The organism is Mesonia aestuariivivens, assembly GCF_019311235.1.
Taxonomy (GTDB): Bacteria; Bacteroidota; Bacteroidia; order Flavobacteriales; family Flavobacteriaceae; genus Mesonia; species Mesonia aestuariivivens.
In genome coordinates this window covers 63709-84089 of the sequence record NZ_JAHWDF010000015.1, presented here as the reverse complement: position 1 = coordinate 84089, position 20381 = coordinate 63709, and the positions used below count along the sequence as shown (strand labels likewise).

16 protein-coding genes are annotated in these 20381 nt (G+C 35.3%); 4 read left to right on the top strand and 12 right to left on the bottom strand.

The genetic code is table 11. The annotated features are described in order from the left end of the window. The 5 genes from KW502_RS12870 to KW502_RS12850 all read right to left on the bottom strand — a co-directional run. On the bottom strand, positions 1–3033 hold a 3033-nt coding region (locus KW502_RS12870; RefSeq protein WP_219040962.1), incomplete at its 3' end, for a beta strand repeat-containing protein. 15 nt (positions 3034–3048) lie between these two features. After that, complete coding sequence (locus KW502_RS12865; protein WP_219040961.1) at positions 3049–4182, bottom strand: ABC transporter substrate-binding protein; 1134 nt, start codon at positions 4180–4182, stop codon at positions 3049–3051. Between the two features lie 82 nt (positions 4183–4264). Further along, positions 4265–4867, bottom strand: a complete 603-nt coding sequence (locus tag KW502_RS12860; protein WP_219040960.1) for a phage tail protein — start codon at positions 4865–4867, stop codon at positions 4265–4267. A gap of 147 nt (positions 4868–5014) precedes the next feature. After that, positions 5015–5614: a phage tail protein gene (locus KW502_RS12855; protein ID WP_219040959.1), complete on the bottom strand. Its 600-nt coding sequence runs from the start codon at positions 5612–5614 to the stop codon at positions 5015–5017. 557 nt (positions 5615–6171) lie between these two features. Beyond that, positions 6172–7728: an NAD(P)/FAD-dependent oxidoreductase gene (locus KW502_RS12850; RefSeq protein WP_219040958.1), complete on the bottom strand. Its 1557-nt coding sequence runs from the start codon at positions 7726–7728 to the stop codon at positions 6172–6174. 341 nt (positions 7729–8069) lie between these two features. On the opposite strand from KW502_RS12850, the gene KW502_RS12845 reads away from it, so the two are divergent. Then, entirely contained in the window at positions 8070–10196 is a 2127-nt protein-coding gene (locus KW502_RS12845; RefSeq protein ID WP_219040957.1) for a Tex family protein, read from the top strand. Between the two features lie 202 nt (positions 10197–10398). Here the strand turns inward: KW502_RS12845 and KW502_RS12840 are convergent, their stop codons facing one another. The 7 genes from KW502_RS12840 to metK all read right to left on the bottom strand — a co-directional run bounded on the left by KW502_RS12840 (position 10399) and on the right by metK (position 16252). Next, entirely contained in the window at positions 10399–11040 is a 642-nt protein-coding gene (locus KW502_RS12840; RefSeq protein ID WP_219040956.1) for a MarC family protein, read from the bottom strand. A 98-nt stretch (positions 11041–11138) separates the two neighbouring features. Continuing rightward, positions 11139–12959, bottom strand: coding sequence for a hypothetical protein (locus tag KW502_RS12835; RefSeq protein WP_219040955.1), 1821 nt, complete (start codon positions 12957–12959; stop codon positions 11139–11141). 96 nt (positions 12960–13055) lie between these two features. Continuing rightward, positions 13056–13415, bottom strand: a complete 360-nt coding sequence (locus tag KW502_RS12830; RefSeq protein WP_219040954.1) for a response regulator — start codon at positions 13413–13415, stop codon at positions 13056–13058. Between the two features lie 233 nt (positions 13416–13648). Further along, positions 13649–13900, bottom strand: coding sequence for a hypothetical protein (locus tag KW502_RS12825; protein ID WP_219040953.1), 252 nt, complete (start codon positions 13898–13900; stop codon positions 13649–13651). 391 nt (positions 13901–14291) lie between these two features. After that, positions 14292–14684, bottom strand: a complete 393-nt coding sequence (locus KW502_RS12820) for a carboxymuconolactone decarboxylase family protein (protein ID WP_255554241.1) — start codon at positions 14682–14684, stop codon at positions 14292–14294. Between the two features lie 61 nt (positions 14685–14745). Next, positions 14746–14883, bottom strand: coding sequence for a hypothetical protein (locus KW502_RS15445; protein ID WP_255554240.1), 138 nt, complete (start codon positions 14881–14883; stop codon positions 14746–14748). Positions 14884–14995: 112 nt separating this feature from the next. Next, positions 14996–16252, bottom strand: a complete 1257-nt coding sequence (gene metK, locus KW502_RS12815; protein ID WP_219040952.1) for a methionine adenosyltransferase — start codon at positions 16250–16252, stop codon at positions 14996–14998. Positions 16253–17029: 777 nt separating this feature from the next. Between metK and KW502_RS12810 the strand changes: the two genes are divergently transcribed. From KW502_RS12810 to KW502_RS12800, 3 genes are read left to right on the top strand one after another with little or no spacing between them, the layout of a single operon-like run. Beyond that, the gene (locus KW502_RS12810; RefSeq protein ID WP_219040951.1) at positions 17030–18322 is read left to right on the top strand and encodes an O-acetylhomoserine aminocarboxypropyltransferase/cysteine synthase family protein; all 1293 of its coding nucleotides are present in this window, start codon (positions 17030–17032) and stop codon (positions 18320–18322) included. Between the two features lie 3 nt (positions 18323–18325). Further along, the gene (locus tag KW502_RS12805; protein WP_219040950.1) at positions 18326–19339 is read left to right on the top strand and encodes an alpha/beta fold hydrolase; all 1014 of its coding nucleotides are present in this window, start codon (positions 18326–18328) and stop codon (positions 19337–19339) included. After that, positions 19302–20369, top strand: coding sequence for a homoserine dehydrogenase family protein (locus tag KW502_RS12800; RefSeq protein ID WP_219040949.1), 1068 nt, complete (start codon positions 19302–19304; stop codon positions 20367–20369). The genes KW502_RS12805 and KW502_RS12800 overlap by 38 nt, the downstream gene beginning before the upstream one ends. Positions 20370–20381 lie beyond the last annotated feature (12 nt).

Genomic DNA, 20381 nt, shown 5'->3' with positions numbered 1-20381 from the left:
TGAAGTATTTCCGTTTTCATCTTCATAGGTCCAAGTGATTACAGTAGTCCCCTGTGTTGAAATAGGGAAACTCGCATCGTTAGTTACGGTTACTGTTCCACCACAATTATCGGTAGCAGTAGGTATAGTAAGATCAGAAGCTAGAACTTCACATTCCATGGTTACATCAGTTAAAGTAGCTTGATCGGTAACCGGCGCGGATACATCATCAATGATTACATTCTGTGTTTGTGTTGAAGTATTTCCGTTTTCATCTTCATAGGTCCAAGTGATTACGGTAGTCCCCTGTGTTGAAATAGGGAAACTCGCATCGTTAGTTACGGTTACTGTTCCACCACAGTTATCGGTCGCAGTAGGTATATTAACATCAGAAGCTAGAACTTCACATTCCATGGTGATATTAGGTAGGTTAGTTACATCGGCAACTGGAGCAATATTATCTCCATTTATGAGGGTTGCTGAAGCAGTGGCAGTACAATTATTAGCGTCAGTTATCGTTACCGTATAGGTTCCTGTTGGTATTCCCATCAAATCTTCCGTTGTAGCAGTGTTACTCCAATCAAAGGTGTATGGCGCTGTACCTCCGGTGACGGTTAAATCAATTTCACCATCACTTGTACCACTACAAGAAACATCGGTAGCTATAGCTGAAGCTGTAAGTATAGCGGGTTCAGTTATCGTTATAGAAGACGTAGCTGTACATCCTTTACTATCGGTTACTGTTACGCTATAGGTTGCTGCTGTAAGACCTGTTATGTCTTCAGTTGTAGCAGTGTTATTCCATGCATAAGTATATGGTGCTGTACCTCCGGTTACTGTTAAATCAACAGCTCCGTTGTTACCACCATTACAGCTTATATTGGTTGCAACTGCACTGGCACTTAATACTGCTGGCTCAGTTACTTCTACTGATTCTGTAGCTGTACATCCGTTATCGTCTGTTACAGTTACTTCATAGGTACCTGCTGCAAGACCTGTTAAGTCTTCGGTTGTTGCTGTATTACTCCATACAAAAGTATAGGGTGGTGTACCTCCGGATACTGTTAAATCAATCGTACCGTTGCTACCGCCATTACAGCTTACATTGGTTGCTACACCATTTGCTGTTATAGGAGATGGTCCATTTACAGTTACACTTTCTGTAGCTGTACATCCTTTGCTATCAGTTACTGTTACACTGTATGTTGCTGCTGTTAAACCTGATAAGTCCTCAGTTGTAGCGGTATTATTCCAAGCATACGTATATGGTGGGTTACCACCTATTACTGTTAAATCAACAGCTCCGTTGCTACCACCATTACAGCTTACATTGGTTGCAACTGCACTTGCTGAAAGTATAATTGGTTCAAATACATCTACTGTTTCTGTAGCTGTACATCCTTTACTATCGGTTACTGTTACGCTATAGGTTGCTGCTGTAAGACCTGATAAATCTTCAGTTATAGCAGTATTATTCCAAGCATACGTATATGGTGGGTTACCACCTGTTACTGTTAAATCAACAGCTCCGTTGCTACCACCATTACAGCTTACATTGGTTGCAACTGCACTTGCTGAAAGTATTGCAGGCTCTTCTACATCTACTGTCTCAGTAGTTGTACAGTCATTGGCATCGGTTACAGTTACACTATAAGTACCTGCCTCAAGACCTGATAAGTCTTCTGTTGTAAAGCTGTTACTCCATAAGTATGTATATGGTCCTGTACCTCCGGTTACAGTTAAATCAATTGTTCCATTGGTACCACCATTACAGCTTACGTTCGTTGCTACTCCATTGGCTGAAAGTGCTGTAGGCTCAGTAATAGTAAAACTTACTGATTTCGAACATCCGTTAGAATCTGTTGCAGTACATGTCCATGTACCCGCAGAAAGACCTGTTACAGAAGTTGTACCGTCACCAGCCGGATTGCCCGGAGTCCAGTTATAAGTATAACCGCCGGCACCGCCGGTAGCCGGGTTTACACTTGCTGCACCCGTATTCCCGCCATTACAGGCAATATTGGTTTGTGAGTTTTGTGTAAGAGTTATTCCCGACGCAGGTTCTGTTATAACTGTACTTGCTGTATCTGTACATCCGTTATCGTCTGTTACAGTTACTTCGTACGTTGCTGCATTAATTCCAGACAGTGTATTGGTGGTAGAACTTGTACCTAAAGTTCCAGCAAAATTTGAACCATTTCTTGTCCATATATAAGTATAGTTAGCTGTCCCGCCACTCGTCGTTACGGTTAATGAGCCTGTAGCACCTCCATTACATGCAATATTAGTTTGTGAAGTTATAGTAGCCGTCATTGTACATCCGGCAGTAATATTTGGTGTTGGATAACCTGATGCACTAATATTATAGGGTGTATCATTATCAAACACCCAGTTAGAAGAGTTATTTATAGCAGTCCTTACCTCTTCAGCGGTACCTGTTAATGTACCATTATATTTTGTATTATCATACTCGGGTAAGCTATTAATTACAGATACTGCATTAACGCCATTTGTAAGTCCTGTAGGGACCGTACTTTCTGATGTTCCACCACTTACACTCTGACTCCAGTGTGTTTGAGTATCATAATTAGTACTGTTATAATCCATATGGATAGCCGCAATAAAGGTGGGGCTTGCAGCTCGTACTGTATTTCCGGCGGACTGATACGCCAGTACCTGGTCTCCGGCAATAGAGAGAGCAAAGGTGGTATCGCTTTCTGCTATTGTACCACCAGAACTAGCAGAGTAGCTGTTGACTCCCAGTCTTTCTATCGTTACGATAGTACCGGTAGTTACTCCTGCCGGTATAGTCCAAGATATATGACCTTCTCCGGCAACAGCCCAGGTATCATCACTTCCCCAGCCCTCATCTGAAAAAAATAATGTCTCCCCCGCCGGGAGATCTGTAAGGGCTATGAAACTGAAAGTGTCGTTACCGTCAATATTTAAGCCTATGAAGGCAATATCTCCAGCCTGCATGGTTTGTGCCCCTATATTTGTTTGCCAAAACAAACCTATTAATAAGAACAACAAATAAGATAGTTTTTGTTTCATAAAGTTGAATTTAAATTAATGACATAAATAAGCATTGTGCCATCCTCCCATTTTATCGGGAGTAGGCGTAGATAAAATCTTTTTTATAAAGTGCCCGGTGTTGTTAAGGGTTTCCACTTTTTTAAAAGACAAATTGTTTTCATCATAGGCAACTAGTTTATATATATAATGGTTAAAAATTGTTCGGTTACACGATTCGTCAAATTTCAGTACACCTCTTGGTCCTGATATTTCTACGTTATTAATCTCGTTTACAACATCTTCATAAGATGTTGTTTTTTCATTTTGCAGCACTTCTTTTATAATTAATCCACTTTCGTACCCCAGTAGGGTGAATACTGTAGGATACTTATTATTCTCCTTATTATATTGTTCAGCAAAGGTGCTGTTCTTTTCTTCTGTACCTTGTTCCAACCAAGAACTTACAACATAAATATTTTTGTCTTCTCCTTTAAAAATGTCTTCGTTTAGTGTAAAAGGTATAATATAATAATCGAATTTGTGCAGTAATTCTGTTTGTGCAATAAAGGCTGCATGCTCTTTGGCATACAACCCGCTATGAAACGCAAAAACGGCATCGGTGCCGTAATTATCTATACTCTGTTCCATAAAGGCTGCTTCGTTTTCACGAGGCATAAATGGGGTTATGTAGTGTCCTGAAAAGGTTAAATCATTCTCGAGTAATGATGTTTCTATAGAAGAAAGTAAACCGTAGCCGGCATCGTAATAGGATGTTGAGCTAACAATATTACTATATCCTTTTTCTATTAAATATTTACCTAATAAATAACAGGATTCATTTAACGCATATGAGTTGATATAAACTCCCTTATACTTAGCTTGCGAATATGGTAGTGTTGCGCCTAAGCCAGATGCTATAAGTATAAGTTCGTTATCAGCCACATACTGGTAAACATCTTCTATTTTGTGATGACCAAAAAAGCCTATAATTATATTTACGTCGTGCTGGTATTGCAACTTTTGTATTCTTTCAATAATAATTTTCTCGTCAGAGCCTATACCTATACTTTCCATGTGGTATTCTACAGAAAGGTCATTACATTTAATTCCTTTTATAAAATCCTGAGAAATAGTTTTATATTGAGCTGACTGGGGATATAAAACACCTATTTTAGTTTTGGATATCATATATAACAAATCAGTTTTTTATTTATACAAGGACGGGGAAACATACATTTTCCCTTTCCCTACCAAATTGCTTATTTATTAATTAACCTCTTGACGGAAACACTCCATACATACATATACTCACATAAACCCCTAAAAAAGGATTACGTATATCTACAGGATAACTAGCTCCTGCTGAAGCTGTTGATCCTGAAATTATACTTTCTGACACTACACCTCCAACATAGTCTGTATCAGGGTTGTCCTCTACATACATATTAGGGGCTGATCCTCCTGCTGCAAAAGGATATGAACCATTGTCGGGTTCGTTTAGTGTAGAACCTGTACCTACATTTACAACTGTAGCCGTATGCACACTTACCATTCCCGGCCCTGTACCGTTTATTATAGCGTGGTTGTGTGCAGGTAAGTTTGCAGATGTTAGTGTTACCGAATCTCTTCCGCCTTTTTCTCCCCAATTTACAACATTAAGTCCCGGACCGTTACCTACGTGTACCATTGAACGACCTCTTAAGTCAGGAAGTCCGAAAGAGGTTCTTCCGTCACCACCGAAGGTAGTTCCTATAAGTGAAAAAAGTGCTGTATTTGATGATATTGCTAATAATTGACCGTCGCAAAATGCCCATCCTCTTGGAGGGAAGTTAAAGCCGAATGCTTGTATAGTACCTATATAGTCTTCTAACATGATTTTATTTTTTAGTTGAAATTACTTATTAAAAAGCTAAGCTAAAGTAGTTAAGTTTTCGTTAATCATTAAAAATTATTAACTACTTTAAGATAAATGTTTAAATAATTATTTTTTTAATCTATAAATTGAATAATAATTTATTTTTTAGTTTCTGGGTGGAAATATGCCTTCTACGCACATACACATATATACACCTAAAAAAGGCTGTTTTATATCTACCGGTATATTCCCTCCTACTTCTCTGGTTGTACCATTTGCAATAGACTGTGAATAAATACTTCCAACTCTATCTGTACTCGGTGCAGCTTCTGCATAAATGTTTGGTGTAAAACCTCCTGCCGCAAAAGGATATGACCCATAATCAGTTTCATTTATTACAGAACCTGTACCTACATGAATCTTGGTTTCCGTTTCTACAGAAACCATTTGATCTCCATTTCCTGAAACAATAAGATGGGCATGATACGGCATTGTAACATTTGTTAACGTAACCTTTTGCACTCCATCTTTTTCACCCCATGTTATCGGTTCTAAACCAGGCCCATAACCCGGATGTACAATGGTTCTCCCTCTTAAATCGGGAAGACCGAAAGTATTCTGTCCGTCTCCGCCATATGTAGTACCTAATAAAGCATAGAGTGCTGTGTACCTTGATATACTTAATAGTTCACCATCACAAAGTTTCCACCCTTCAGGTGCAAAATTGAAGGCAAAATATTTAATTGCTCCTAAATATTCATCCATAAATTAATGTTTTAATTAGTTAAAAAAATCGTTAAATCTATTAAGATACTTATTCGTACAAACGCGTATAAATACCTGTTTTTGTGTTATTTTAATTTTTTAAGATGAGTGTTATTTAACTAACTGCTATTAACCAAACTCATTCACTTCTTTACCATCAAATTTTTTAAGAATTGAATTTAAATGAAGGTTTTTGTAGTTAAAAATATAAGATTACTATTATTACCTTTCGTTTATTTAGATAAATTTAATTATATGATTGCGAATTTAATAAAAAAAATATTAAATAAATATTATTTATATTATATGAGATAGATAAAGTTTCTATAAAATTTTTTAAGTAATTTTTACTATTAATCAGCGAAATAGCATTTTGTTATCCATGTGTCAATCAATAAAACACTAATTTTCAATATCTTTTATGTTATATAACAAATCTATACATTTAGATTTGTTGCGTTGAGTTATTAAATTCACAATTTAATAATAAAAACACAACTGTACTGTATGTAAAAAATAACTATATTGAATAAGTATTTTTGTTTTTTACTTCAATATTATTGCTGAATATTCTCAAAAATCTTATCGACACAATTAATTCCATCAATAGCCGCTGAAATAATACCGCCCGCATAACCGGCACCTTCTCCGCACGGATAAAAACCTTTTACTTGCACATGTTCTAGCGTAGTTGGATCTCTAGGAATTAAAATAGGAGAAGAAGTTCTGCTTTCAGGAGCATGTAAAACAGCTTCGTTGGTATAATAGCCTTTCATTTTTCTACCGAATGCTTTAAATGCTTTTTTTAAGCGTTTAGCAATAAGCGGCGGTAAAATTTCATTTAAATCTTTAGCAACGATGCCAGGCTGATAAGATGTTTTAGGAAAATCTGTAGAGACTCTTCCTTCCACAAAATCAATCATTCGTTGTGCGGGAATTTGCTGAGTTTTACCGGCTGCTTCCCAACAACTTTTTTCGACTTCTTGTTGAAAATCTAAACAAACAAAAGGATCGTTTTCTTTAAAATTGGGTAAATCTTCTGGCGCAACGCTCACCACAATACCAGAGTTTGCGTACGGATTGTTACGTTTACTCGGGCTCCAACCATTGGTTACCACTTCTTCATGATGGGTAGCACACGGAGCTATAATCCCGCCAGGACACATACAAAATGAATACACGCCCAATCCATCTACTTGTTCTACTAAACTGTAAGAAGCTGGGGGTAAGAATGGGTTTTCATCGTCTCCGTGATATTGTATTTGGTTAATTAGCTGTTGAGGATGTTCTGCCCGAACGCCTAAGGCAAAAGGTTTCGCTTCAATTTTTATTTCTTTTTCGTGTAATAAGTAAAAAATATCCCTTGCCGAATGTCCTGTAGCGAGTACTACTTCAGAAAAATTAAACCATTGGGCTTCGTTAATTTGAATGCCTTTAATTTCATTATGTTCAACACAAATATCGGTAAGTTTACTTTCAAAATGAACTTCTCCTCCAAACTCTATAATCGCCTCTCGCATGGCAGTAATAATCTTCGGAAGCTTATTAGTGCCAATATGCGGGTGTGCATCTACTAAAATATCTGGGTCTGCGCCAAAGTGTACGAACCATTCCATCGCTTTTAATACATTGCCTCGTTTTTTAGATCGGGTGTACAATTTTCCGTCAGAATACGTGCCCGCGCCACCTTCGCCAAAACAATAATTAGATTCTGGATTAACGATTTGTTCTTTATTTATTTTCGCTAAGTCTCTACGTCGAGAGCGTACATCTTTACCACGTTCAAAGACGATAGGTTTTAAGCCAGCTTCAATAGCTCTAAGTGCAGCATATAAACCTGCTGGCCCTGCACCAATAATTCCAATTTCTTTAGCCTCGTGAACATGTTGCGGTATAAAAGGAGGAATCTTACTTCTAGTTTCTCCCTTGTCCCAAAACTCTAATTGCAAGTTGAGCTTAATTTTCTTTTGGCGTGCATCTATCGATCGTTTTCTAATGCGCCAATCAGAAATATCGTTGGGCTTCAGCATTGCTTTTTCCAGTCCTCTTTTAAGAATGAAGTCTTTATCTTCTTGCTGCTCTGGGAGTATAGTAATTTGTATCAGTTGACTCATAATGCCGCAAAGATAGCTGAAAAACAAGAATTAAATTCTAAAATAATTGAATAGTGCTAGTCTTCTTTACTAAAGCATTTTATTGAATTAATTTTATGACTAATACCGTAATTTTCGGTCATTGGTATTTTGGTCATTCCAAATTTGATCTGGAATCTTATAACCCAATGAAAGATAAAATTTACACGATGAGCACCTAAATCAAGTTTAGGGTGATGCTAATCTATGGTATTCCGCATTAAGTATTAAAAATAGTCAAGTATCACGATAGATTAAACACATCGTTTATCAAGTAAAATGCTTAAAATTGTATTTTTACAAGCGACTATAAATACACACGAATGCAAGTTTTATCTTATCTGAAAAATCAATTAAATTTACCACATACTTCTATTCAGCATACGTTGCAATTACTAGAAGAAGATTGTACGATTCCTTTTATCGCGAGGTATCGTAAAGAAATGACTGGTAATTTAGATGAAATACAAATTGAAAACATCTTAAAAGCAAAAACTTTTTATGAAGATTTAGAAAAGCGGAAGATTTCAATTTTAAATAGCATAGAAGAACAAGGTGCATTAACTTCAGCCTTAAAATCTAAACTAGAAGAAAGCTTATCGCTTACCGAACTAGAAGATCTATACCTACCTTATAAGAAAAAGCGGAAAACCAAAGCAGACAAAGCCAGAGAGCAAGGTTTAGAGCCATTGGCTAAAATTATCATGGCTCAAAATTCTAGTCAACTAGAACCTATTGCTCGTAATTATATCAATGCTGAAGTTAAAAATGCTTCGGAAGCTTTAGTTGGCGCGCGTTTAATTATAGCCGAATGGATTGCTGAGCGTACCGATATACGAGATTATATTCGTCACCAGTTTGGTAATTTTATACAGATTACGGCAAAAGCTGTAAAAACGAAAATGAAGGAGGAAAAAGCACAGAAATTTAAAGATTATTTTGATTGGTCAGAATCTTTAAAGCGTATTCCATCGCATCGCTTTTTAGCGATTCAAAGAGCCGAAAAAGAAGGTTTTATTCGGGTGAAATTAGAGGGTGATGAAGAGCGAATTTTTCAGCAAATGCAACGCAAACTCATTAAATCTTCAGGAGATGTCGCTTTACAGATAGAATTGGCGATCGCCGATAGTTATAAGCGATTATTAAAACCTTCTCTGGGTAATGAAGCGCTTCAGCAAGCAAAAGAAAAAGCCGACGAATCTGCTATTGCAGTTTTTGCCAATAACCTAAAGCAACTTTTACTTGGCGCTCCCTTAGGAGAAAAACGCGTATTGGCAATAGACCCTGGTTTTAGAACGGGTTGTAAGTTGGTTTGTTTAGATGAAAACGGAATGCTTTTGCATAATGAAACCATATTTCCGCATCCGCCGCAAAAAGATCAAAAAACAGCCCTCAAAAAAATAAGTACACTCACCGAAGCTTATAAAATTGATGCCATTGCGATAGGTAACGGAACCGCTTCACGAGAAACAGAGGCTTTGGTGAAAAAGATTAGGTTTAGAAATGAGTTACAAGTTTTTGTCGTGAGTGAAGCTGGAGCTTCTGTATATTCTGCATCTGCAGTGGCACGAGAAGAATTTCCTACTTACGATGCTACAGTGCGAGGCTCTGTCTCTATTGGTAGACGTCTGCAAGACCCGTTAGCAGAACTGGTAAAAATAGATGCGAAAGCTATTGGAGTAGGGCAATATCAACACGATGTAGATCAAACAAAATTAAAGCAAACCTTAGATCGTGTGGTAGAATCTTGTGTGAATGCGGTTGGGGTGAATATAAATACCGCTAGTAAGTCGTTGTTGAGTTATGTTTCTGGAATAGGAGAGAAGTTAGCCGAAAATATTATTGAATACCGAAATGAAAACGGAGCTTTCCATAGTAGAAATGAAATTAAAAAAGTAAAGCGTTTAGGAGGAAAAGCTTTTGTGCAGAGTGCTGGTTTTTTAAGAATTAGAAATGCAGAAAATCCCTTAGATAATTCAGCAGTACATCCCGAACGTTATGCGCTGGTAGAAAAAATAGCAAAAGATGAAGAGAAAACCATCAAGGAGCTAATTGGGAATAAAGAGTTGCTACAGAAAATTAAATTAGCACGCTATGTTTCAGAAGAAGTAGGTTTACCTACCTTAAAAGATATTATTGCTGAACTAGAAAAACCAGGATTAGATATTCGAAAGAAAGCAAAGGTGTTTACGTTTAATCAAGATATTAAAACGATTGGCGATTTACGTGAAGGTCAGTTATTGCCCGGAATAGTAAATAACATTACCAATTTTGGCTGCTTTGTAGATGTAGGAATTAAAGAAAGCGGACTTATACATGTCTCTAACCTTGCCGACGAATTTGTAAGTGATGTAAATGCACACGTGAGTTTGCATCAGCAGGTTATTGTAAAAGTGCTAGAAGTAGACGCTGCTCGAAAAAGAATTCAGCTAAAATTGCATAAGAAGTAATTCTAATTAGCTTTCAATAAAGTTTTTGCGCAAGGGATGGGAGTGGCATCCTTTTTTGCGATTATTCACTACAAATGATAAGCAAAAAAGATATAACGTAAAGCCCGACCCGCTAGGGTTACGCCCAGCTTATTTTGAATTTTATAATTATTCAATATTAATTAGTGGAAATTTAACTTAGCTTACTTAATTTCTACTTTGCTTAATTGATATTCAGCATATCTTGAACAATAGGTTTTAAACCGCTAAAGAAAAATTCTGCAGCGATCACCATAACAATTAATCCCATTAAGCGCATCAATACATTTTTACCAGTATTCCCTAAAATTTTTAAAATTTTAGATGAACTTAATAAAATAAGGTAGGTAATAAATAATACTAAAAAGATTGCGCCAATTAAGACAGCTTTTGCTTGTACGGTTTCAGCATCTTCCATCATAATAATAGCATTAGTAATTGATCCTGGCCCCGAAATCATTGGGATTGCTAGTGGAGTAATCGAGATATCTTCGATGTAAGATTTTTTTGCAGCTTTAGTTCTCACTTTTACACTAGCAAGACGAGCTTGCAGCATATCCATACCCATTTGGAAGAAAATAACTCCACCTACTAAACGAAAGCTATTTACAGAAATCCCAAAAAACTTAAATAGCACCTGTCCAGAGAAGGCAAATGCAACAATGGTGATAAAGGCAGCAATGGTAGCTTTACGTGCGGTAGCATTACGATGTTCTTTATCTAGCTCAGACGTCATCGTCATAAAAATTGGCATGGTGCCAATAGGGTTAATCAAGGTGAAGAATGAGGTAAATACCAATAAACCAAAACCGAATAAATCGTTCATTGCTGAAATTTTTTGCAAATAAAATAATTTATTTTGAAGTGTATAAAAAAACCTCATCAAATTTTATGATGAGGTTTTATAGAATTAAAAATTAAGTTTTATTCGTCTCTTAGAACGTGTATGGTACCTGTAATGCTGTGAGTATCTTCATTCCAATCTAAATAATCTCCACTAAAATTAATATCTATATATTCACCTATTTCACCAATATTTGTAACATTGAATACAACATCTCCTTCATAAATAGGGCATTCTTCTATAAATATAAAACCTGGTTCTGAATAGTTGTCAACTGTTGTATATTCTCCAATAAAGGGAGAGGTTAGATTTCCTCTTAGCCAAAAACATTGGTTATTGTAAGGTGTACTAATTTCAAGATTTTTATTAGGTACTTGTGCATTTGGATCAAAAACAGCATCAATTTCTTCTAAAATTAATACATTATCCGTTTCACCGTCATCTATAGAATATTGTATGAATTCTTCTATTTCATTTTCACAAGCAGTAATTATCCCTAAATTATTGTTTCCTTCAGCAAGTGTATATTCTAATTCTCCAGAAGATGCTAAACTATTCATATTGATAGCTTCTAACTCTATGGTATAGTTTTCGTTGCAAAGTAAGAAAGTAGTTGCAAGTTCTCCGTTTTCTATATAGATTGTGTTATAAGAGTAGGTACCAGTCTTGATAGTTACATAGCCTTCTGCAAGAGGAGTAGCATCACAATTTAAGATTGTAGCCGTTACAGAAACTTCTAATTCATTAGGAACTTCAACACTTAGCGTCTCTTCGGTATCTTGAGAGAAAGATCCAATTTCTGTAGAAAAGAAAATATCATTACAAACAGAATAATAGTTACCAGAGTAAATATCAAGAGTTAAATCCTCTCCCATAGGGACTAGACCACAAACTTCTCCTTCTTCGTTTGTTTGACCATACGTGGTTCCGTAAGTAGCACTGGTAATACTTACTGTAGTATTTGCTAAAATTTCTCCATCTTCATTTTCAAGAGTTAAGCAATAATTTACAGCTTCTGCAGGGATATCACAATTCCAAAAAGAAAAGTGGGAAACTGTTCCTACATATTCATTGCCTTGTAGAGTAGCCTCACCATCTTCAATCCAATAACCTTTTTGTTCATCAAAATGCCATAATGGGATAGTGGTTGGCGCGGTGGCTATAAGTTCAGCATCTAATGGCATATGTATAGTTGCTGTAGAGCCTTCAGTAAGGTTAAGTTTTTCTCCGTTTTCTCCTTCTAATTCTACGGCTAACATTCCAAAAGTTTGGAGCATACGTTCTTCGTTTTGACTATTAGCAGCGTACAGCATTCCTGGCATTTGAGAACGCATGTTTTCATCTGAAGGGTTTAAGTGATGCATACTTACTTTTACAGCACCAGTATAATTTTCTTCAGTTTGTGCATTGGTATAAGCTCCTTCAAATTCTACTTTAGCACCATCGTCAGTATTCACGACAGCAGCATTACCACTTTGAATAGTAGCTGTGATATTTTTTTCTAAAAGCATCACTTCAATATGGTTGGTGCCTTGGGTAGGAACTACAGCTCTAGAACCATTTACATAACCTGTTTTGGTAACTTTTATATAGGCAAATTTTTCGAAAACAGGAGCGTTTTTCAATATAAAAATACCACGAGTGTCGGTGGTAACGCTTTCTTCTCCAATAGTAATTTCTGCACCCTCGATGGGGTTTCTTTGGGTGTCTATAATTTGACCAATAAAGTTTTTAGAAACTTCTGCGCCAAAATTACTAGATAGGTCTATGGTTGTAGGTTCACCGTCTATAGGGTCAATAACTTCTGGATTTTTTGGTGTAGAAGTAAAATCATTATCATCGCTACAACTAGCAATTGTAAGACAAAAGATAATTAAAATTCTTAGTAAAGTCTTGTTCATTATATAAAGTTTTAATTGGTTTATTATTATAACAATTATATATATGATTATCCCCCTTTTAGAAGTAGAGATTTGTAACTTTTAAAATATTGTAAACTATAAAAATAAATCTTGTATAGCTTTCTTTTTAGGGGGTTTAGTTTGGTAACTAATTACCTGCGGATAATTTTTTGCTCTTTCAATATCTGCAGGATCTACACTTGAAGTTAAAATGATAACTTTACTACTCAACTTATCATCCATACTTTCTAAAAACTCCCAGCCATCGATAAGAGGCATATTGAGATCTAGAAAAATATAGTGTGGAGTTTCTTCTTCTAAGGCTTCTAGGGCTTGTTTAGGTTCTTCAAATGCAACTATTTCACATTCAATCCCTGTATTTTCAATCACTTTTTTAGTGATAAAGTTGGCGATATTTTGATCGTCAACTAAATAAATTTTCAATTTATCTTGCATTTTATTTGTCGCCAAGTATTTTACTAGATAAGCTTTCTATCGCTTTAGAACTTCTTTTTATTACATCTTGTAGAGCTATATCTAGATTTACAGAGGAAGATTTTAGCTTATTCAAAATCTCAGATTTAAATTCATCAGCACTAAAATACTCTGAAATCTCTATTAATCCTAAAATTCGTGAAAGCGGTTCTCTTACACTATGTGCATTTAAGCGAGATATTTCTGCTAACTCTTTATTTTTGTTTTAATTCCTTTGTTCTATCTTCTATAACTTCTTTTTGTTGATCAACAATATTAGAAATTTGCTCTTTTTGACGATTAATTACGTTAAAGGCAGTCAGAAAGTTTTCATTTTGAAGATTCAACCGATCTTTTAATGTTAGTTGCTTATATTTAGTGATAAAATTATCTATAAGTAGATTGAGGACTTCAATATCTCTGGTGTCAAAAGGCTTTTCAGTGGCAGAAATTAATGAAACACACAATTTTAAATTTTCGTAACTATAAAACCAACCCCCATAAATCTCCAGGCAACTTCTTTTTCGTTATGATTTTGGTACTTTCTCCGTCTGTTTTGTAGCGTATAGGTATATTATTAGGTATAAGATCATTTTCATAACCTAATAACTCACAGCTCTGAATTTTTATAGGGGATTATTGAATTTGAAATTATATTGATGGAGAGTAATTCTTTATCTTCTTCAATGAGAATCCTAAAAAACCTAAAATTGAATAAATACTTTAAATTTTTCTGAAGAATAATAGCTAATTCTTGGGTGCTATTTGCTTTATTAATTTTGCGGAAAATTTAGAAAATGCTTCGTATGTGATTCTATATTTATTTTCAGTTACATTCAATAGATATTCAAGATTACATTAAGCAGTTGCTTCTAACAGCTCATTATCAATTTTTATTCCTGAAACATCGGCTATTGTATTTAGCATATTTACTAAATCTGCTTGGGCCATTAGTTCTTGTATCTCATCTAAATCAGAACCAACTTCTTTAAGTTTTTTGAAATCCTTATCGCTAATATTTTGATGATCCAGAGCTGCCTGTGTGACTACTTCTATAGCAACTTTGTAACTTTCAGGAATCTCAGGAGAGTCAAGGTTTTCGGTAACTTTAAAATCTTCACGTTCATTAATCATTGCACTCATACTATCTGCAAAAATGCCATGAGCAGTAGCGCAATAACTACAATTTCTTTTTTTAGAAACGTTATAAATGATGAGTTGTTTTAAAACGTTAGGAACATCACCAATCATCGAGGTAGACTTTAATTTTGCTCAATTTCCTCGTAGTAAATTTGCATTACTACCTTGGCATTTAAACCAATTTAAACCAATTTAAACCAAAAGGGATCTGAAGTGTTTTCATGGTATCATCATAGATAGCTCTAACTTCTTCCGAAGCATCTTGATAAGATATAATTGGAAATCTTGTAAAAGAAGAACTTTCGCTCATAATACTTTAATTTAAATAGGTTTATTTGTCGTATAAAAGTAAGTGTAAAAAGAAAAATTAGACCTTGAATTTAGTTTAAATTCAAGGTCTAATCGTTTAAATGCTGCTGTTCTTACAAGTTAAATGCATTTTTAACTTTATCAACATAGTCTAATTTTTCCCAAGTAAATAATTCTACTTCTTTCGTGATTTTACCAGAATAAGGGCTTTCAAATACTTTGGTAATTGTTGTTGGTTCTTTTCCCATATGTCCATAAGCGGCAGTTTCTCGGTAAATAGGATTTCTTAATTTTAAGCGCTCTTCAATGGCTGCTGGGCGTAGATCAAATACTTCTTTTACTTTGTTAGCAATTTCACCATTAGAAAGTTCTACTTTAGCAGTTCCGTACGTATCTATAGAAATAGAGGTTGGTTCTGCCACGCCAATAGCGTAAGAAACTTGAATCAAGACTTCATCTGCAACTCCAGCGGCTACTAAATTTTTAGCAATATGTCTAGCAGCATAAGCTGCAGAGCGGTCTACTTTACTAGGATCTTTCCCTGAAAAAGCACCACCACCATGCGCACCTTTACCTCCATAAGTATCTACAATAATTTTTCTTCCTGTAAGTCCAGCATCACCGTGAGGTCCGCCAATTACAAATTTACCAGTCGGGTTAATATGATAGGTGATATCGTCATTAAATAATTTTTGAACATAATCTGGTAATTGCTCAATGACGCGCGGCATTAAAATCTTGATGATATCTTCTTTTATTTGCTGAAGCATTTTTTCATCATGCTCCATAAACTGATCATGCTGGGTAGAGAGCACAACTGCTACAATTCGTTGTGGAATATTATCGTCGCTATATTCTATAGTTACCTGACTTTTAGCATCAGGTCTTAAATAAGTAAGCTCTTTGTTTTCACGTCTTAGCTTGGCTAACTCGATCATCATTTTGTGAGCGATATCCAAAGCTAAAGGCATATGATTTTCCGTTTCAGAGGTTGCATAACCAAACATCATCCCTTGGTCACCAGCACCTTGCTCTTCTTTGCTTTCACGATCTACACCTTGATTAATATCTGGTGATTGTTCATGGATTAAAGAAATTACGCCACAAGAATCTCCACTAAATTGGTAGGCACCTTTGGTGTAGCCAATATCATTAATCACATCACGTGCAATTTGCTGTACGTCTAAATAGGTATTAGATCTTACTTCACCAGCCAAAACTACTTGTCCTGTGGTGACTAATGTTTCGCAAGCTACTTTTGACTGTTCATCAAAAGCTAGAAAATTATCTAATAAAGTATCGCTAATCTGATCTGCGATTTTATCTGGGTGTCCTTCAGAAACACTTTCTGAAGTGAATAAATAAGCCATCTTTTTTACAATTTGTAGAGAAAGTCTAATTGTTTGTTGCCCAAACTAAAGGAGTAGATTACTGCTTTAGCATTTTAAGGGTTGCAATCAGTCAAATTTTTCCCTGTAATTTTGCGACAAAGGTATAAAAAAGGCATAAATCTAATACTATTTTAACGACATTTTAATTTTTAGAGGATAAGTTGATAATTTTTAATTGTGGCGTTTCCTTCGTTTTTAAATCAGGAAAGGCTTTCACTTCTCACTTTTAAAATTTCATTCAAAGCTTTAATTTTAAAGAGGTCAGAGAAATCACTCAATTCTCAATGCAAAAAAAAATGGAAATTTATTTGCATATTAAAAATTTCTGCCATTATCTTTGTAATCAGAAAACAAGACACCATGAAAAATTTAATGTGTAAAATGAATATGATGATGTGGCGCAAGCTCACAGCGTGTTCTATTGCATAAATTTTTTTTATAAAATATATCATAGAGCCGCTGTAAACACAGCGGCTTTTTTTATATCTTATTTTTAATTAAAATCCTGTTTTTGCAGGTGCTATGAAAAAGAAAAATAATTAATTATGAATTTCAATTTGGTAACTAACGTAATGATGATGGCTATGCCAATGATGATGTGTCGCATGATGCAGCATCCACCTCGTTATTGCCCTAAATTGTGATTTAAGCGAATTGTTTTCAAACTTAAAGTCCCTTTGGTGATAATGATCCAAAGGGACTTTTTTTATTTCTAAAAATTAAATTTTCAATTGTTTAATCATTAAAACTAAAAACATGAGTACACTAAAAAATGCCACAAATGCTTTGCACGCAGGTCACGATGTTACTGCTAATAAAGGAACCCGAGCGGTGCCTTTGTATCAAACCACTTCTTATGTGTTTGAAGATGCTCAACACGCAGCCGATGTGTTTAGTTTAGCAAAACCAGGATTTATTTATACACGCTTAAACAATCCTACGAACGATATTTTAGAACAACGCTTAGCTGCAGTTGAAGGCGGTATTGGTGCTGTGGTAACTGCCTCAGGAACCGCTGCTATTAATACCACTTTACTTACCTTGTTAAAAGCAGGAGATCATATTGTAGCCTCCAATAGTCTATATGGTGGCACCTATAATCTACTTCATGTTACTCTTCCGCGATTCGGAATTAAAACTACTTTTGTAGACCCCTCAATACCTGAAAATTTCGGAAAAGCTATTCAAGAGAATACAAGAGCCATTTTTGTAGAATCTTTAGGAAATCCTAAACTTGATGTGTTAGATCTAGCGGCCATTGCTACGGAAGCTAAAAAAGCAAAAGTTCCATTTATTGTAGATAATACGGTCGCCACCCCAAGTCTTTTAAATCCTATTGCTTACGGAGCAGATATCGTTATTCATTCACTTACCAAATATATTAACGGTAATGGAACGGCCTTAGGCGGAGCCATCATCGACGCAGGAAACTTTAATTGGGCGAACGGAAAATTTCCTGAATTTACAGAACCTTCTCCTGGTTATCATGGATTGATTTATCACGAGGCACTTGGTGAGGCAGCTTTTATTGCAAAAGTAAGAGTAGAAGGCTTACGAGATCACGGCGCGGCGTTGAGTCCTTTTAACGCTTTTCAAATTATTCAGGGTCTAGAAACATTAGAGATAAGAATTAAACAACATTCTCAAAATGCACTTCACCTTGCGGAGTGGCTTCAGCAACAAGAAGAAGTAGCATGGGTGAATTATCCCGGTTTAGCGACGAGTGATTATTTCAATTTAGCTGAAAAATATTTACCCAAGGGAAAAAGCGGACTTCTAACTTTTGGTGTAAAAGGAGGTTTTGAAGCAGCTAAAAGTATTGTGAGTAATACCAAATTATTTTCACTTTTAGCCAATATTGGCGATAGCAAATCACTCATTATTCATCCAGCAAGTACCACGCACCAACAATTAAACGAAGAACAGCAATTAGCAACGGGAGTAACACAAGATTTAATTCGTTTGAGTGTAGGCTTAGAAGATCTAGAAGATTTAAAAAGTGATTTAAAAGCAGCTTTAGTTAAAGCACATCAATCTGTTTTACAATAAGCGATGAGTAGTTTAAGGTACATAAGCATTGAAAAATTCGAATCTGAAAAAGGATTTATCCGCGATATAGAGTTGTCTTACCAACTTTTTGGTTTGCCTTTAGGTGAAGCGCCAGTTGTTATGGTGAATCATGCGCTAACAGGAAATTCAACTTTGGTAGGTGAAAATGGATGGTTCAGACAAATTGTAGGAAACGGTAAAATTATTGATTTAAATACATTCACAGTTTTGGCATTTAATGTTCCTGGAAATGGATACGGCGCAGACCTAGAAGATTTAATTTTTAATTATAAAGATTTCACGATCAATGATATTTCAAATCTATTTATTGAAGGGGTTTATTCATTAGGAATAAAAAAATTATTTGCCAATATAGGTTGTTCTATTGGTGGAGCTATTACTTGGCATATGGCAGTAAATAATCCCCATCTAGCGGAAAATATTATTCCTATAGCAACACACCATACGGCAAGTGATTGGGTATTGGCCAACTGTAGTATTCAAGAAACTATTCTTAGTAATTCTTCAGCACCAATTGAAGATGCGCGTCAACATGCGATGAGCTTTTATCGTACACCAGCATCATTAAACCAAAAATTCAACAGAGAGAAAAAGAAAGGAAAATTTAAAGTTCAAGACTGGTTAGATTTTCACGGGAGAGCTTTAAGAAATCGCTATAAACTTCCGGCTTACCGGTTAATGAATCACCTGTTAAGTACCATTGATATTTCTAATGGAAGTGATGATTGGTTAAGTGTAGCAAAAAATATTAAAGCACATATTCACATCATTACTATCAATTCAGATCAGTTTTTTCTAGCAGAAGATAACTGGAATACTTATGTGAGTTTAAGTAAGCATCATCCTCAAGTAAGTATCAAAGAAATTAAATCTATTCACGGGCACGATGCTTTTCTAATCGAACATCAACAACTTTCAAATTTATTACAACCCATTTTTCAAAAAATAAAAAACAAAAATGAAAAAAGTACAGCTCATCTTGTTTGGCATAGGTAACGTAGGCAGTACGTTTATTAATCAAATTCTAGAAGCCAAAGAAATTTTTAAGCAACAAAATTTAGCAGTAGAAATTCCAGTAATTGTAAATTCTACGACTGCATTTTTTAAAGACGAAGGCGTAGATCAAAGCTGGAAAGCAAATTTTAAAGACTTCAGTCTTCCTTATCGGTTAGAAGATATTGTTCAATTTGTACAATCAAAAAAATGGAAAAACGTAGTGGTTATCGATGCTACGGCATCTAAACAATTGGTTGCTAATTACACTTTTTTAGTAGAAAATGGTTTTCATATTATTGCTGCTAATAAAGTAGCTAATACCTTAGCTTATGAAGAATATGCCTATTTTAAAGAAGTTTTAAAAGAAAACAATACGCATTTTTTATATGAAACGAATGTAGGCGCCGGACTTCCTGTGATAGAAACGCTTAAAAGTTTATACAATTCCGCAGAAAAAATCACTAAGATAAGAGGTGTGTTTTCAGGATCACTGAGTTATATTTTTAATACATTTTCAGAAGAAGATAAATCTTTTAGTAAAGTATTGACCTTAGCAAAAGAAAAAGGCTTTACAGAACCTGATCCTCGTACCGACCTTTCAGGAACAGATGTGGCAAGAAAATTACTCATTTTAGCAAGAGAACTTCAATTTTCTTACAATTTAGAAGATGTAAAAGTAAAGAGTTTAGTTCCTTTTCATTTAACAGCAACTACTTCAGTAACGACGTTTCAAGAAAAAATTACCGATTTAGATGAAGAATTTGAATCGTTGAAAGCAAAACTGAACGAGAATGAAGTCTTGCGTTACATTGGCGAGTTTGATGTAGAGCAAGAAGTTTTAGAAGTAAAACTTGTTAGCGAACAAAAACAAAATCCATTAGGCGCTTTACAAGGGGCAGACGCTCTATTTGAAATTTATACCGAATCATACGGAAATCAACCCTTGGTCATTCAAGGCGCTGGAGCAGGAGCTAAAGTAACTGCCAGAGGTTTGGTGAGTGATGTCGTAAAATTAGCAGAAAGAATTTGAATCGTTATCTTT